A 13,953-nucleotide genomic window follows, 5' to 3' on the forward strand; every position below is an offset into this window, starting at 1 on the left:
CATGGCTAGATTTAAATATACCGGCAGAGACCGTTCAGGGAAGCGCTCGGGGACGATTTCCGCTTCGAGCAAAAGGGAAGCCCTTGAAAAGCTTCGCACAGAAGGAATCAGAACGACTGAGATCTTAGAGATCCAGGAATCACTGTTGACGAAAGAAATAACCATTGGTAATCCAGTTAAACTGCAACATCTTGTCATTTACCTAAGACAATTTGCTACTCTTCTTAAAGCGGGTGTATCTGTTGTTGATTCGACAAAGATCCTTGCTGCCCAAACAGAAAGTAAAGCGCTAAAGAAGGCACTCTTTGATATTGAACAAGAGCTGCGTGAAGGAAATCCGCTATCACATGCTGCGGCAAAGCATAGTAAAATCTTCTCACCGATGTTTATCAATATGATCAAAGCAGGAGAAGCTGGCGGTAATATGGATGAAACATTAGAAAGATTAGCGGAGCATTACGAAAAGCAGCATAATACAAGAAAGAAAATCGTCGCAGCCTTAAGTTATCCGGCTGTCATAGGTGTATTGGCCATCATCGTCGTCATTTTCCTGCTGGTGGCAGTAGTACCTACATTCGTTGACATGTTTTCCGACTTTGGCGGAGAGCTTCCAGGAATCACGAAATTTGTCCTCAATGCGAGTGAATTCATGCAATCGTTTTGGTGGCTCATCATATTATTGGCTCTGGCAATCACACTGCTTATCATGGTATTGAAGAATAACAGACAGACAAAATACTATCTTGATTACGCACTGTTAAGAATTCCGATTTTCGGTAAGTTGCTCCAAAAAGGAGCAATAGCCAGATTCTCAAGGACATTAAGTTCGTTATTTGCAAGCTCCGTTCCCATCCTGCAAGCGCTTTCTATTGTTGAGAAAGTAGTAGAAAATGAAGTGCTGGCCAAAGTGGTGCGAGAGTCAAGAGATTCATTGGAAAAAGGGCAGTCACTTACAGGGCCGATGAGAAACCACTGGGCCTTTCCTCCCCTTGTAACACAGATGATTGCAATCGGGGAAGAAACCGGTTCATTAGACGCCATGCTCAGTAAGGTCGCAGACTTCTACGAAAAAGAAGTCGAACACAGTACTGATCAATTAAAGTCACTGATTGAACCCCTCATGATCGTCCTGCTGGCAGGTTTGGTCGGTACAATAGTCATTGCCATCATGGTCCCAATGATCGAGATCTTCAATCACGTAGGTTAACACGACAAAAACAAACAAAAAACAATATTTTTCATTCTATTTCTTCTATCAATCCGTTATACTGTTTGATAGATACATATGGCATATGTCACAGGATAATATACCTAGAAGGAGAGATGGGTAATATGTTGAAAACATTGAAGAAAAGATTAAAGAATCAAAGAGGATTAACATTAGTAGAATTATTGGCTGTTATTGTGATTTTGGGGATTATTGCAGCTATTGCTGTGCCTAGTATTGGCGGGATTATTGAGAAATCAAAAGAGGATGCTGCTGTAGCAGATGCATTGCAAATAATAGGAGCAGCAAAATTAGCTCATGCAGCAAATCCAGATGAAGAATCTTGGGATCAAGATGATCTGAAAAATTACATTTCTAATGCTGAGGACGAGGAATTTTCTGTGAGTTATGATAAAACAAATAATGTTTACTCTATAACTGGTCATGATGAGGCACTTAAAGTCTTTGAAGACAGTGATGACGAGACAGAAGCACTAACAACGCTTACTGAAAAACAGTTAATAGATAGAAAATAGTAATGACAGTTCAAATATTTACTTTTTATCTTGCTTTACTAGGAACAGTCCTAGGCTCCTTCTACAACGTAGTAGCCCTGCGCATCCCAGAAGGAAAATCAATCGTTGCGCCGCGTTCTTCGTGTCCGAAGTGCGGCCATCAATTGACTGCCTGGGAGCTGATCCCGGTACTATCATATTTTATACAGAGGGGGAAATGCCGCCAATGCAAGGTGCGCATTTCGCCCGTTTATCCTTTTTTTGAGTTTTTGACTGGCGTGCTTTTTGCGCTTGCGCCATTAGCTGTTGGATTGAATGGTGAGTTGATCATTGCGTTAACTCTCATTTCTATGTTAGTCATCATTACAGTTTCGGATCTGGCATATATGATTATTCCTGACAAAGTGTTGATGTTCTTTGCGGGTCTGTTTCTGATTGAACGAATTTTTATTCCTCTAATTCCGTGGTGGGATTCCCTCGCTGGTGCTGCGGTAGGCTTTATTCTCCTGTTATTGATTGCTGTTGTTAGTAAGGGCGGCATGGGTGGAGGAGACATCAAGCTTTTTGCATTGGTGGGCTTCGTGCTTGGAGTGAAAATGCTGCTGCTATCCTTCTTCTTATCCACATTGTTTGGAGCGTTCTTTGGTGTCATTGGCCTTCTTCTTGGATCCATAAAACGCAAACAAACGATTCCATTCGGTCCATTTATTGCGTTAGGTACACTTGTCGCATACTTTTTCGGAGATTATTTGATCGAAGAATATATGAGTCTATTAACATCAGGAATTTGATTGAAGGAGTTTTGATCATGGCTTTATCCATCTTTACCGGACGAAAAAAGATGATTAATCTTGTAATGAACGACCACTCCATTCGGTATGTTGAATTAAAACAAAGGAACCCAATCGTTGTTTCAGCCAAGGGGGAACGTTTCCTACCGGCTGGAATTATTTCTGATGGTAAGATTCAGGATTTCGAAACGCTTTCTTTCATTCTTGATGAGTGTATAGCTGATTGGGGAATCAACAATAGAGAGGTAAGATTCCTTGTTCCGGATTCGCTGGTGATCATTCGTAAAGTTTCGATACCCGTTGATGTTAAAGATGATGAGATTCACGGATACCTATATCTCGAGTTGGGATCAAGCATCCATTTGCCTTTTGATGAACCGGTGTTTGATACCGTCCCACTAAGTGTGGAAAACAACAAAAGGGAGATCCTTTTGTTTGCTGCTCCAGAAGAGTATGTTTTTGAATATGCGAACCTTCTAAAAGAAGCAAGACTTAAACCGGTGGCCGCAGATATTTCCCCGCTCGCTGCCTATAGACTCTATCACTTTCTTGGTCTTGCAGATGAAAATGAAACCCTTATGACCATTCAATTTGATTTAGGCGTGGTCAGTATGTGTATCTTTGAAGGGACATTACCAATTTTCATGAGACATATTCCGGTAGAAATGCAATCTGATTGGGAAGTAAAATTAGGGCTCTCTGGAACCCAGGAATTGTCGTTTGTTGGGGATGCGAACGAATTTGTGTTTCAATTTGAAGATATCTATAAGGAAATCAACAAATTACTAGACTTTTACCGTTATTCACTTACACATGGCAAAAGCTCCATCACAAAAATCTTAATAAATGGTGACCATCCTTTAATGCCAAGGATTATTAGCGAAATGAATGAGCGCTTTGAAATCCAGGTAGTAACTTTGGAAAAAAGTCTCCCTGAAGCAGCCAGCGGAATTTCACGAGCACATTATCTGGCTTTGGGACTTGGGTTGAAAGAGGTATGAAGATGCTTGTAGAGATTAATTTACTTCCCAAAAAAGAACCTAAAACATCTTCTTCACTTTCCATCTCACTTATTTTACTGTTCGTCTTCGTTATTGTTTCCATTGGTGTTTTTGTTCAGGCACGCGTGAATGAAACATCATTGAAAAAAGTGAATCAGGAGATTGAATCAGTTCAAAAATTAAACACCGTCTTACAAACCAAAATTACTGACCAAGAAAGCAGTGATTCCACTGGAAATCTGCAGAAAGCTGTTTCCTGGGCTGAAAGTTATACTCCAGAAACGGTCAGATTGCTCAGAAGCCTTATTGCGTTGCTCCCTGAACAAGGGTTCATACAATCATTAAGCTATAACGGTGAAGGGGGCGTCGGTGTTAAAGTTCAATTCGAATCCTCGAGAGATGCGGCATATTTCTTGAGTTCACTTAAACACTCAGAATGGGTCGATAATGCCTCCATTCTGACTCTTGAAGCTGTGAAAGAAGAGGCAAGTGAACCATCCAGTGGTTCGACTGCGGAAGCAGCAGAGATTGTAATGCCAATTTATTATTCAGAATTTGAAATTCATTTTAATAGGGAATTCTTCACGAAGGAATACAAAAATACTGGAGGGAAAGAATCATGAACCTCCAATTTTCAAAAAAAGAAATCTTTATCCTTATATCCGGCCTGTTCATCGTGCTGATTATGTACTTCGGTACCTCAGCCACATACTTAAAACCATTGAAGGAAAGTGTCATACAGAAAGAACAGCAGCTTAAAATGGAAAAACAACTGCAAGCTGCTTACGAAAAGAGGATCACTGCTGTTCCTTCAGGGGAAATAAAGAGTGCTTCAGAATTATATAAAATCATTCCGAAAGAACCATTCACCGAGCAGTTGATCCTGATTTTTGAAAAAGCAGAAATAGTTTCTGACAGTACAATTACCCTAATGGAGTTTGGAGAAAGCAATTCTTCAGATCAAAAGGATACTGCAGCAGATTCTAATAATGAATCAAATGATTCTAATAGCAGGAATGTTGAAATGACAGACAGTATGCCGGCGGGCCTTCAAAAAACCTCAGTAACACTTTCTGTCGAAGCTAAGGGATATGAAGGTTTGGAGAAATTCATTCAAGTACTAGAAGAATCGAAAAGAGAAGTCACCATTGAGTCCATTGACTTTGATGGACCTGATAGTATTGCTTATGAAGTAGAACAAAAGGAAATCATATCGTTCACTATTAATTTATCTGCTTTTTATTTCCCTGAGGAGAATGAAAAAGGTGACAAAATGCAGATCGAAACCCCAGCCCCTGCCAACAAGCGCAATCCGTTCCCGACTTTCGGCGATTTTTCGGAAGACAATCTGACAGAGCAGGAACAGTCAGCGGATGAAGACGGCAATTAATCTAGTAAAAAAATTGACGAAAGCATTCTATAACAAGACGACAAAAGTCTTGTTATTTTTTTTTGTCTGTGTGATAGGATGAAGCAAAACAGGAACGGGCAGGGGGAGGTACAAGCTTTGGACAAGCATGGCAAAACGATCACAATCAAGATTAATGGCAAGGACCGTCCGGTTCAGGAAGACAGACAGGATCAGCAAAATGGCATTGAAAAAAAGAAGCAAAAAGAAGATAGGGTTGAAAATAGTAATAGTGAAAAAGAAAATAGCGGCAAGTTCCCGATTAACGATCTTCGTGATGACAGGAGTAAGGTGTATCCGCTTGATAATGAAGCAGCCTTAAATGAAACTGCGGCTGCACAGGAAAAGGCTGAGGAGGATTTTGACTGGATTTTGCCTGATCCCGTCGAACAGGAGATTGTCAAAGAATATAAAATCGCGCCAAAGCAGCAGAAAAAGAAAAAGAAGAGTCTGGGGATATCGGTTTGGAACACAAAAACAAAGCGGAGCAACCGGTTTTACACGACTATTTTTGTGACCGTCTTTTTGGCGGTGTTGCTGGGAACGGCGTTTGGGGTTACTTTCCTGAAGTTTGTCGCATCTGAACAGGAAACGACTGCCCCACCGGCTGTGAGTACACCAAACGAAGAGTCTCCAGCGAAAAATCCGGCAACTGGCGGAGAGGCCCTCGAACTAAAACCAATTCCAGTGTTCATCGTCCAGAATGGTATTTTTACAACCGAGGATGGGGCGAAGGAACGAGTGAAACTGCTTGCAGACAAGGGGATAACAGCCGAGTTGTTTCCTGTAAACGGCCAATTCGCTGTTTATTTAGGAACAGCTGGCAGCATTGAAGCGGCGAAACAACAGGCTGATGCTCTAAAAGCAAAAGGTGTCGAGGTTTTTGCGAAGCCATTCGAAATTCCGGGAGGAAAAGCAGGCGGCTTGAACGCAAATGAGGCAAAGTTCCTCCAGCAAGCTCCGGAAATGTATACAATCCTGATAAGCGGACCGCAAGCTTCACCAGAGGAAGTGAAAAAGGCGGAAGATTTTAACGCACTTCTTGGAAAAATTGCGGACAAGAATGTAAAGGATCAAAATATCCTAAAAGCGAAGGCAAGTATGGAGAAGGCGAGTGCCTCTTTCGCCAGCTACCATAAATCGAAGGACGCAAATCAGCTTGATGAAATGGAGAAAAGCCTTCTCTCATTCCTGTCTGCCTACCAGGCCTTAGGAAAGTAATATACCAGAATATTTTCCGGGAAATTGAACAAATTAACAGAGCCTTCGCCATTTTGCGGCAGGCTCTGATTTTTTTTGCCAAATCCTTGGCTAATGATTGTCGCAAATGGTGAACTCTGATAGTATTAGCTTGTGTCTCCCTTTGACGCAATAAGAAAAGAAAGGTGATTTTATGCAACGCCTCATTTTAGCCTCTTCTTCTCCACGGCGAAAAGAACTTCTTGAAAACCTCCGCTTGAAATTCGAAATCTCGAGCAGTGATGCAGATGAAAGTTTCAGTGAGACCCTGAGCCCCTCAGAAGCAGTGATGGAGCTTGCTTCAAGGAAATCAGGAACTGTTGCTCAACATTTTCCGGATTGTTTTGTGATTGGCTCAGATACTGTCGTGGTCCATGACGGAATGATACTTGGAAAACCTGAAAGCGGACAAGAAGCTTCAGAGATGCTCAAAAAGCTGTCTGGGAATACTCATTCAGTCTACACCGGAGTATCGATCATCTCCCCTGAGAAGGAAACGCGTTTTTATGAAAAAACCGATGTGACGTTCTGGGAACTGTCAGATGAAGAAATCGACACCTATATAAAGAGCGGTGAACCATTTGATAAGGCGGGCGGCTATGGAATCCAGGGATTCGGCAGCATGCTTGTCAAGGAAATCAGTGGAGATTATTACACAGTTGTTGGACTGCCTGTATCTAAATTGATCAGGGAGTTAAGAAAAATCGGTTACAACCTTCCTTATTAAAAGAAAACCACAGAAACTTCTTCTACACTTCCCTCGTCATAATCATGACCGGGAGGAAAATGTATTGTCTACACATTCATTAATGATCAGAGATTATCCGCAAAATGAGCGGCCGAGGGAGCGATTTGTCCAGAATGGCCCCCAGAGCCTTTCCAACCATGAATTACTCGCCCTGTTATTAGGTACGGGGTCCCGGGAGGAATCGGTCCTCCAGCTTGCGAACCGGATGCTTTCCCAGTTTGAAGGGCTGCGTCTGTTAAAGGATGCGACTCTTGAAGAGCTGACCCAGATAAAAGGGATCGGCCAGGCAAAAGCGATCCATGTTCTCGCTGCCGTTGAAATCGGCAGACGTATCGCCAACCATACCCTTGATGAACGCTATGTCATCCGCTCTCCGGAGGACGGTGCGAAATATCTCATGAATGATATGCGCTTTTTGACCCAGGAGCATTTCGTCTGCCTGTATTTGAATACGAAAAATCAGGTGATCCACAGACAGACAATTTTCATCGGCAGCCTTAACGCTTCAATTGTCCATCCGAGAGAAGTGTTCAAGGAGGCGGTCCGCAGGTCGGCGGCTTCAGTCATTTGCGTCCACAATCATCCATCCGGTGACCCGACCCCGAGCAGGGAGGATATCGAAGTCACTAAGCGTCTTAGCGAGTCGGGGAAAATTGTCGGAATTGAATTGCTAGACCATTTGATTATTGGGGAAAATAAATATGTTAGTTTGAAGGAAAAAGGGTATGTATGATACTAGGATTTTGATTGACGTTACGATATAATATAATTTATGATTTTTGCGGACGAGCTTAAAAATTTGCCGTAAAATCTGCCTATGAACATTCAACTAATTTTTGTAATAGATTGCCTGTTCTTTTATTGCATTTTTTGTTAAGAAAGGGAGATACAAATATGTTTGGGATTGGAACAAGAGACCTGGGAATCGACCTTGGTACTGCGAATACACTTGTTTTTGTAAAAGGAAAAGGAATTGTTTTAAGAGAGCCATCCGTTGTGGCCCTGCAGACAGATACAAAAAACATCGTCGCAGTGGGAAATGACGCAAAGAACATGATCGGACGTACGCCTGGTAACGTCGTGGCGCTAAGGCCGATGAAGGACGGCGTCATTGCGGATTATGAAACTACAGCGACAATGATGAAGTATTATATCAAGCAGGCTACGAAAAACAAAGGCTGGTTTGCCGGTAAGCCTTATGTCATGGTCTGTGTTCCATCAGGAATCACTGCGGTTGAAGAACGTGCGGTCATCGACGCAACCCGGCAGGCTGGCGCTAGGGATGCATTCACGATTGAGGAACCGTTTGCAGCCGCAATCGGCGCCAACCTTCCAGTTTGGGAACCGACAGGAAGCATGGTTGTCGATATCGGGGGCGGAACGACAGAAGTTGCGATCATTTCCCTTGGCGGAATTGTTACATCCCAGTCTGTCCGCATCGCAGGTGATGAGATGGACGATGCAATCATCAATTATATCCGTAAAACGTACAATCTGATGATCGGTGAAAGAACAGCAGAAACAATCAAGATGGAAGTTGGTTCAGCTGGTGATGCTGAAGGCATTGAAAACATGGAAATCCGCGGTCGTGACCTGTTGACAGGATTGCCAAAAACGATTGAAATCACTGCAGAAGAAATCGCCAAAGCACTCCATGATACAGTTTACGCGATTGTCGATGCTGTTAAGCTGACGCTTGAAAAAACGCCGCCGGAACTTGCTTCCGACATTATGGACCGTGGAATTGTCCTGACAGGTGGAGGCGCGTTGCTGCGCAATCTGGACAAAGTCATCAGTGAAGAAACGAAGATGCCAGTATTGATTGCCGAGGATCCGCTGGATTGTGTCGCTGCCGGAACAGGTAAGGCATTGGATCATATCGATTTATTCAAGAGCAAAGCAAAAGAATCAAGATAGTCAGAAGAAGGGAAGCGGAAATCATCCACTTCCCTCATCTTCTGTCATCCATATTTTTAGATTAGAGGTGTGAATCATGCCACAGTTCTTTTTTAATAAACGCCTGATAATGCTGCTTGTGGGCATTATAGTCCTCGTGGCATTGATTGGTTTTTCTTTGAGGGAAAGAGAAGAATTGACATGGCCGGAGCAGTTTGTCAAAGACTCGACCAGCTGGGTGCAATCCGTTGTTTCCAGGCCAACTAATTATGTTGCAGGCATTATTGAAAACCTTCAAGACTTGCAAAATACATATCAGGAAAACAAAGAGTTGAAGAAACGTGTTGATGATATGGCCCGCCTAGAAGCCAAAGTATACTCCCTTGAAAAAGAAAACGAGGAGCTTCAGGAAATTTTAGATAAAAAAGAATCGCTTGCAGACTATGAACCAATCCAGGCCGTCAGGATCGCCAGAAGCCCTGAACGCTGGAATGAGTTGATCATCATTAATAAAGGTGCATCTAACGGCGTAGAAAAAAACATGGCTGTCATCACGGCGAAAGGGCTGATAGGCAAGGTAAAGAGCACGACGCCGTTTTCAGCCACAGTCCAGTTGGTCAGCTCGATCGATCCGACCAACAGGATATCCGCCATCCTACAGGCAGATAAGCCGCTTTACGGTACAATTGAAGGATATGACAAGAAAAAAGAACTTTTACTATTGAAAGGGCTCCCGTTCAATGCCAAGATCGAAAAAGGGCAAAATGTCGTTACGACAGGAATGGGCGGTATTTTTCCAAAGGACCTGCCGATTGGCAAGGTCGTCGATGTCGTCCCTGATCAATTTGGCTTGAATCAAACAGCCTATATAAAACCGGAAGCAAATCTGTATGATTTGGAGCATGTCATGGTTGTCAAAAAATCCATGGTCTCTGTGGACCTTGAAGAAAGCTTGGAAGATAGCGAAGGTGAGGAGGAAGGCAATTGATCCGTTTCCTGCTCCCCGCGCTTTTCGTTTTTTTATTCATCCTGGAAAGTTTGTTTGTCGAACTGCTGCCAGCTGAATTATTTAACAGTGACCGAATCCTCGTGCCGCATTTCCTGATGGCCGGGATTCTGTTTCTCACCGCATATCTGAGTCCTAAGCATGGCATTCTGTACGGAATTATTTTTGGATTGCTTTTTGATCTTGTATACACAGAAATTATCGGGATTTACCTATTCATGTTCCCGGTCATTGCCTATTTGTTCACATACATGATCAGGATTCTCCAAACCAATGTGCTGGTTGTCTCCATCCTGTCTCTTCTTGGGATTGCGTTATTGGAACTCGGGGTCTATGAGCTGATGCTGTTAATAAAAATTACTGACCTGGACTTTTCGACCTATGTTAAAATAAGACTAGTACCGACGTTGATTTTGAACCTGGCTTTTATCATTTTGGCTGCCTACCCGTTCAAAAAGCAATTTGAGAACGCCGCAGACAGACTTAGACATGATTAAGGTATCTTTGGGAACCTTGCAAAGGAATCTCTTAACAACGTTATACAGCAGGTTGCAGTGTAAATAGTGAAATGAATATAAATAAAGGAATTTGGCGGACAATTGTCGAATTCCTTTCAGGTAATATGAGAAATTATTTTTTATAGCAGACAATTGTCTTGCGCTTTTCTTATGAGAGTTGAAAGTTTTACTTTTACACTTAGATTAGTGTCTAGCTCCAGCGCCTAGCCCCTCGAGACGTTTCCCGATCAATGAAGTCAAAGAACGACTTCAATGGTCGGAGTTCCAACGCTTGTCGTGGCTGACCAAGGCGCTTGCGCTTTTCGTTTGAGGTGAACATCCGGTATGAAGAAAACACAAAATGTGACTATTAAAGGGACAAAAGACGGTCTTACGCTCCATTTGGATGATACTTGCTCTTATGACGACTTGAAAAAAGAGCTGGAGAGGAAGCTGTCGAATTCCACTCGTGTCCAGGAGGAGCAGCAGCTGCTTTCTGTTAAGGTGAAGGTAGGGAACAGATACCTTACGACAACCCAGGAAGAAGAACTGAAAGACTTGATCCGGCAAAAGAGGAATTTGATTGTCGAGGACCTTGAGACGAATGTCATTTCCAGGGAGGAAGCCGAAAAACTTCGCCAGGAAACGGAAATCGTTCCTGTTGCCAGGGTGATCCGCTCGGGCCAGGTCCTTGAAATAACTGGTGACCTTCTGCTCATTGGTGATGTAAATCCCGGTGGAACAGTTAAAGCTACCGGAAATATTTTTGTCATGGGTGCGTTAAAGGGAATCGCACATGCCGGTTCGGCCGGCAATGATGAAGCGGTGATCGCTGCTTCTGTCATGAAGCCTTCTCAGCTTAGAATCAGTGAATGCATAAATCGTGCTCCGGACGAGGTGCCCGAGGACGAGACTCGTGCGATGGAATGTGCGTACATATCAGATACAAAGCAAATCGTTGTTGATAGATTGCAAGTTTTAATGAAAAAAAGACCTAATTTAACTAGATTCGAAGGAGGCCTTTAAAAGTGGGAGAAGCGATTGTAGTTACATCCGGAAAAGGCGGGGTCGGCAAAACGACCACTTCTGCCAATATAGGTACAGCTTTGGCCCTTCAAGGCAAAAGAGTCTGTCTGATTGACACAGATATTGGCTTGCGCAACCTGGACGTTGTCATGGGACTTGAAAACCGCATCATTTATGATCTTGTCGATGTCATTGAGGGCAGATGTAAAATCCACCAGGCACTTGTAAAAGACAAGCGCTTCGATGACCATCTTTATTTGCTTCCAGCTGCCCAGACTAGTGACAAAACAGCGGTCCAGCCTGAGCAAATGAGGAAATTGGTCAATGAATTGAAGCAGGATTATGATTATATCGTCATCGACTGCCCGGCAGGAATCGAGCAAGGCTACAAGAATGCTGTTGCCGGTGCAGACAAGGCAATCGTTGTCACTACCCCGGAAGTTTCCGCTGTCAGGGACGCTGACAGGATTATCGGCCTGCTCGAAAAGGAAGAGAATGTTGAATCACCGAAACTCGTAATCAACAGGATCCGCAGCCATATGATGAAAAATGGCGACATGCTTGATGTCGATGAAATCACCACGCATCTATCCATCGATCTGATCGGGATCGTAGCGGATGATGATGAAGTCATCAAAGCATCCAATCACGGGGAGCCAATCGCGCTGAATCCAAACAGCAAAGCTTCCATCGCATACAGGAACATCGCCCGCAGAATCCTTGGCGAATCCGTACCATTGCAGCAGCTTGATGCTGAAAGCAAAGGCGTATTTTCGAAGATTAAGAAATTTTTTGGTGTACGCTAAAAAACAGAGCATTTCCTTCCCGGCAACGGTGAGGAGATGCTTTTTTTATATTAATTTTCCCTCCCCCGAAATTGTCATACTCTTGTGGGACAGGTCATAGACTTGTACTAACATTGAGTACAAGGGGATAGGTGGGATTGGATGAACTCGAGAGCTGATGATATACGGAGAAGGATGATGAAGCGGAAACGGGAGCGGGAGAGGATGGAGAAAATGAACCATAACCGTTTTTTCTCAACGGAGGAAGAGCGGCATGGTTTTGACAGGCTCCCATCCTATGATATGGGGCCGGGGGAAGGGGGCCATCCGTTATTCAAGAAAGAAGTGTTTTTGTTCAAGATACTTGCTTCTGCTTGCCTGGTGTTGATTGTGGCGATCATTTACCGGAGCCCTTCTGAAAAAGCGGTGTCGATCCAGCAATATGTAAAGAATACGATGGAGCAGGAGTTCCAGTTTGCTGCTGTTTCAGATTGGTATGAGGGCCAATTTGGCAAGCCATTGGCACTTCTTCCGGCAAAAAATGCTGACGAAGGCAGCGAGAAGGAGGTTGCTTCGGGAAGTCAATATGCACTGCCTGCTTCTGGGAAGATTCTGGAGGATTTTGGCGACAATGGCCAGAGGATCATGATTGAAACTGGCAAAGGTGCCGGTGTAGAGGCGATGAATGAAGGACTTGTCCATTTTGTCGGCATGAAAGAGGGTTTTGGTAAAACGGTGATTGTCCAGCATGGGGACAAGAGTGAAACCTGGTACGGGAACCTGGACAAAATTGACGTGAATCTTTATGAGTACATTTCCAAAGGAACGAAGGTTGGAACAGCGATGGACAGCGAGGATGGTCTTAAAGGTTCATTTTATTTTGCCATTAAAAAAGGGGATGATTTCGTCGATCCCGTTCAGGTGATAAAATTTGAATAAAATCTTTGAATTATTGCGAAAAATACAGATCCATCCTTTACTATGGGTGGTCATCGCCCTTGCTGTTGCGACTGCGCATTTTATAGAGCTGATGATGGTGCTGCTGATAATTTTTGTTCATGAAATGGGACATGGTGCTGCAGCCTCTTTTTTTTCGTGGAGAATCAAGAAAATCGCGTTGCTGCCTTTTGGCGGTGTCGCGGAGGTGGATGAGCACGGGAACAGGCCGCTAAAAGAAGAGCTGATTGTCGTGCTCGCGGGACCACTACAGCATATCTGGATGATGGGGCTTGCCTATTTGCTCTTCATCGCAGGGGTTTTCCCTGAAAAATGGCATTCGTTGTTCATGGAGTATAATTTGATGATCCTTATGTTCAACCTCATCCCGATTTGGCCATTGGACGGCGGGAAGCTGCTGTTCATTCTGCTATCGATGAACACCTCTTTCCAGGAAGCCCATCTGCGCACATTATATGCTTCAGTTGGAGCGCTGCTGATCTTTTCAGCCTCCCTGCTGTTCATCGCACCGCTGACCTTGAATGTCTGGGTTATCATTGGCTTCCTGGCGTTTTCGCTATATTTTGAATGGAAGCAGCGGCGCTTTACGTTCATGCGCTTTTTGATGGAAAGACATTATGGTAAGCAAGTGGATTTGCGCGAGCTGAAACCCATCAACACCAGCGAAAATGAAATGGTCGGCCATGTGCTCGAAAGGTTCCAGCGCGGCTGCAAGCACCCAATCATCGTCAAGCAGCAGAATGGCAAGGAAATGGTGATCGACGAAAATGAATTGCTCCATGCTTTTTTCAGCGAAAAATTACTGACCGCCAAAATAGGAGATTTGCTTTACACCTATTAAAATAGGATAATGAATGCAGCGCAGACACCTTTTGCG

General features: G+C 43.6%; 16 protein-coding genes. All 16 read left to right on the forward strand.

Features of this window, described 5'->3' with window-relative positions:
* Nucleotide 1 precedes the first annotated feature (1 nt).
* Complete coding sequence (locus J7E38_RS22075; protein ID WP_214704703.1) at nucleotides 2-1,207, forward strand: type II secretion system F family protein; 1,206 nt, start codon at nucleotides 2-4, stop codon at nucleotides 1,205-1,207.
* Nucleotides 1,208-1,332: 125 nt separating this feature from the next.
* Entirely contained in the window at nucleotides 1,333-1,743 is a 411-nt protein-coding gene (locus J7E38_RS22080; protein WP_214704702.1) for a type II secretion system protein, read from the forward strand.
* Nucleotides 1,744-1,745: 2 nt separating this feature from the next.
* Nucleotides 1,746-2,513, forward strand: coding sequence for a prepilin peptidase (locus J7E38_RS22085; protein WP_214704701.1), 768 nt, complete (start codon nucleotides 1,746-1,748; stop codon nucleotides 2,511-2,513).
* 17 nt (nucleotides 2,514-2,530) lie between these two features.
* Nucleotides 2,531-3,514, forward strand: coding sequence for a type IV pilus biogenesis protein PilM (gene pilM, locus J7E38_RS22090; protein WP_214704700.1), 984 nt, complete (start codon nucleotides 2,531-2,533; stop codon nucleotides 3,512-3,514).
* Between the two features lie 2 nt (nucleotides 3,515-3,516).
* Complete coding sequence (locus J7E38_RS22095) at nucleotides 3,517-4,137, forward strand: hypothetical protein (protein ID WP_214704699.1); 621 nt, start codon at nucleotides 3,517-3,519, stop codon at nucleotides 4,135-4,137.
* The gene (locus tag J7E38_RS22100; protein ID WP_214704698.1) at nucleotides 4,134-4,904 is read left to right on the forward strand and encodes a hypothetical protein; all 771 of its coding nucleotides are present in this window, start codon (nucleotides 4,134-4,136) and stop codon (nucleotides 4,902-4,904) included. The genes J7E38_RS22095 and J7E38_RS22100 overlap by 4 nt, the downstream gene beginning before the upstream one ends.
* A gap of 117 nt (nucleotides 4,905-5,021) precedes the next feature.
* Nucleotides 5,022-6,143 (forward strand): SPOR domain-containing protein, encoded by a 1,122-nt coding sequence (locus J7E38_RS22105; protein WP_214704697.1) that lies wholly within the window; start codon nucleotides 5,022-5,024, stop codon nucleotides 6,141-6,143.
* A gap of 172 nt (nucleotides 6,144-6,315) precedes the next feature.
* On the forward strand, nucleotides 6,316-6,888 hold the full coding sequence (locus J7E38_RS22110) for a Maf family protein (RefSeq protein ID WP_214704696.1): 573 nt from the start codon (nucleotides 6,316-6,318) through the stop codon (nucleotides 6,886-6,888).
* An 82-nt stretch (nucleotides 6,889-6,970) separates the two neighbouring features.
* Entirely contained in the window at nucleotides 6,971-7,642 is a 672-nt protein-coding gene (gene radC / locus J7E38_RS22115) for a RadC family protein (RefSeq protein ID WP_207500984.1), read from the forward strand.
* Nucleotides 7,643-7,803: 161 nt separating this feature from the next.
* A complete protein-coding gene (locus J7E38_RS22120) occupies nucleotides 7,804-8,826 on the forward strand; it encodes a rod shape-determining protein (protein WP_144477717.1) in 1,023 nt (340 codons plus the stop codon).
* Between the two features lie 76 nt (nucleotides 8,827-8,902).
* Complete coding sequence (gene mreC / locus J7E38_RS22125) at nucleotides 8,903-9,793, forward strand: rod shape-determining protein MreC (protein WP_214704695.1); 891 nt, start codon at nucleotides 8,903-8,905, stop codon at nucleotides 9,791-9,793.
* On the forward strand, nucleotides 9,790-10,308 hold the full coding sequence (gene mreD, locus J7E38_RS22130) for a rod shape-determining protein MreD (RefSeq protein ID WP_214704694.1): 519 nt from the start codon (nucleotides 9,790-9,792) through the stop codon (nucleotides 10,306-10,308). The genes mreC and mreD overlap by 4 nt, the downstream gene beginning before the upstream one ends.
* Before the next feature lie 345 nt (nucleotides 10,309-10,653).
* Nucleotides 10,654-11,334: a septum site-determining protein MinC gene (gene minC / locus J7E38_RS22135; RefSeq protein WP_214704693.1), complete on the forward strand. Its 681-nt coding sequence runs from the start codon at nucleotides 10,654-10,656 to the stop codon at nucleotides 11,332-11,334.
* A gap of 2 nt (nucleotides 11,335-11,336) precedes the next feature.
* Nucleotides 11,337-12,140, forward strand: a complete 804-nt coding sequence (gene minD, locus J7E38_RS22140) for a septum site-determining protein MinD (protein ID WP_214704692.1) — start codon at nucleotides 11,337-11,339, stop codon at nucleotides 12,138-12,140.
* 141 nt (nucleotides 12,141-12,281) lie between these two features.
* On the forward strand, nucleotides 12,282-13,058 hold the full coding sequence (locus tag J7E38_RS22145) for a M23 family metallopeptidase (RefSeq protein ID WP_214704691.1): 777 nt from the start codon (nucleotides 12,282-12,284) through the stop codon (nucleotides 13,056-13,058).
* Nucleotides 13,051-13,917 carry a M50 family metallopeptidase gene (locus tag J7E38_RS22150; RefSeq protein ID WP_214704690.1) on the forward strand — a complete coding sequence of 289 codons (867 nt, stop codon included), beginning with the start codon at nucleotides 13,051-13,053 and terminating at the stop codon, nucleotides 13,915-13,917. The genes J7E38_RS22145 and J7E38_RS22150 overlap by 8 nt, the downstream gene beginning before the upstream one ends.
* The last annotated feature ends 36 nt before the right edge of the window (nucleotides 13,918-13,953 follow it).

Origin of the sequence: Bacillus sp. ISL-35, from assembly GCF_018613355.1 — a bacterium.
Classification (GTDB): Bacteria; Bacillota; Bacilli; order Bacillales; family Cytobacillaceae; genus Mesobacillus.

Coding starts and splice junctions, on each gene's coding strand:
- J7E38_RS22100 (WP_214704698.1), top strand. CDS start 4,134: ATGAACCTCCAATTTTCAAAAAAAGAAATCTTTATCCTTATATCCGGC.
- radC (WP_207500984.1), top strand. CDS start 6,971: ATGATCAGAGATTATCCGCAAAATGAGCGGCCGAGGGAGCGATTTGTC.
- J7E38_RS22075 (WP_214704703.1), top strand. CDS start 2: ATGGCTAGATTTAAATATACCGGCAGAGACCGTTCAGGGAAGCGCTCG.
- pilM (WP_214704700.1), top strand. CDS start 2,531: ATGGCTTTATCCATCTTTACCGGACGAAAAAAGATGATTAATCTTGTA.
- J7E38_RS22145 (WP_214704691.1), top strand. CDS start 12,282: ATGAACTCGAGAGCTGATGATATACGGAGAAGGATGATGAAGCGGAAA.
- mreC (WP_214704695.1), top strand. CDS start 8,903: ATGCCACAGTTCTTTTTTAATAAACGCCTGATAATGCTGCTTGTGGGC.
- minC (WP_214704693.1), top strand. CDS start 10,654: ATGAAGAAAACACAAAATGTGACTATTAAAGGGACAAAAGACGGTCTT.
- J7E38_RS22085 (WP_214704701.1), top strand. CDS start 1,746: ATGACAGTTCAAATATTTACTTTTTATCTTGCTTTACTAGGAACAGTC.
- J7E38_RS22120 (WP_144477717.1), top strand. CDS start 7,804: ATGTTTGGGATTGGAACAAGAGACCTGGGAATCGACCTTGGTACTGCG.
- J7E38_RS22095 (WP_214704699.1), top strand. CDS start 3,517: ATGCTTGTAGAGATTAATTTACTTCCCAAAAAAGAACCTAAAACATCT.
- J7E38_RS22110 (WP_214704696.1), top strand. CDS start 6,316: ATGCAACGCCTCATTTTAGCCTCTTCTTCTCCACGGCGAAAAGAACTT.
- J7E38_RS22080 (WP_214704702.1), top strand. CDS start 1,333: ATGTTGAAAACATTGAAGAAAAGATTAAAGAATCAAAGAGGATTAACA.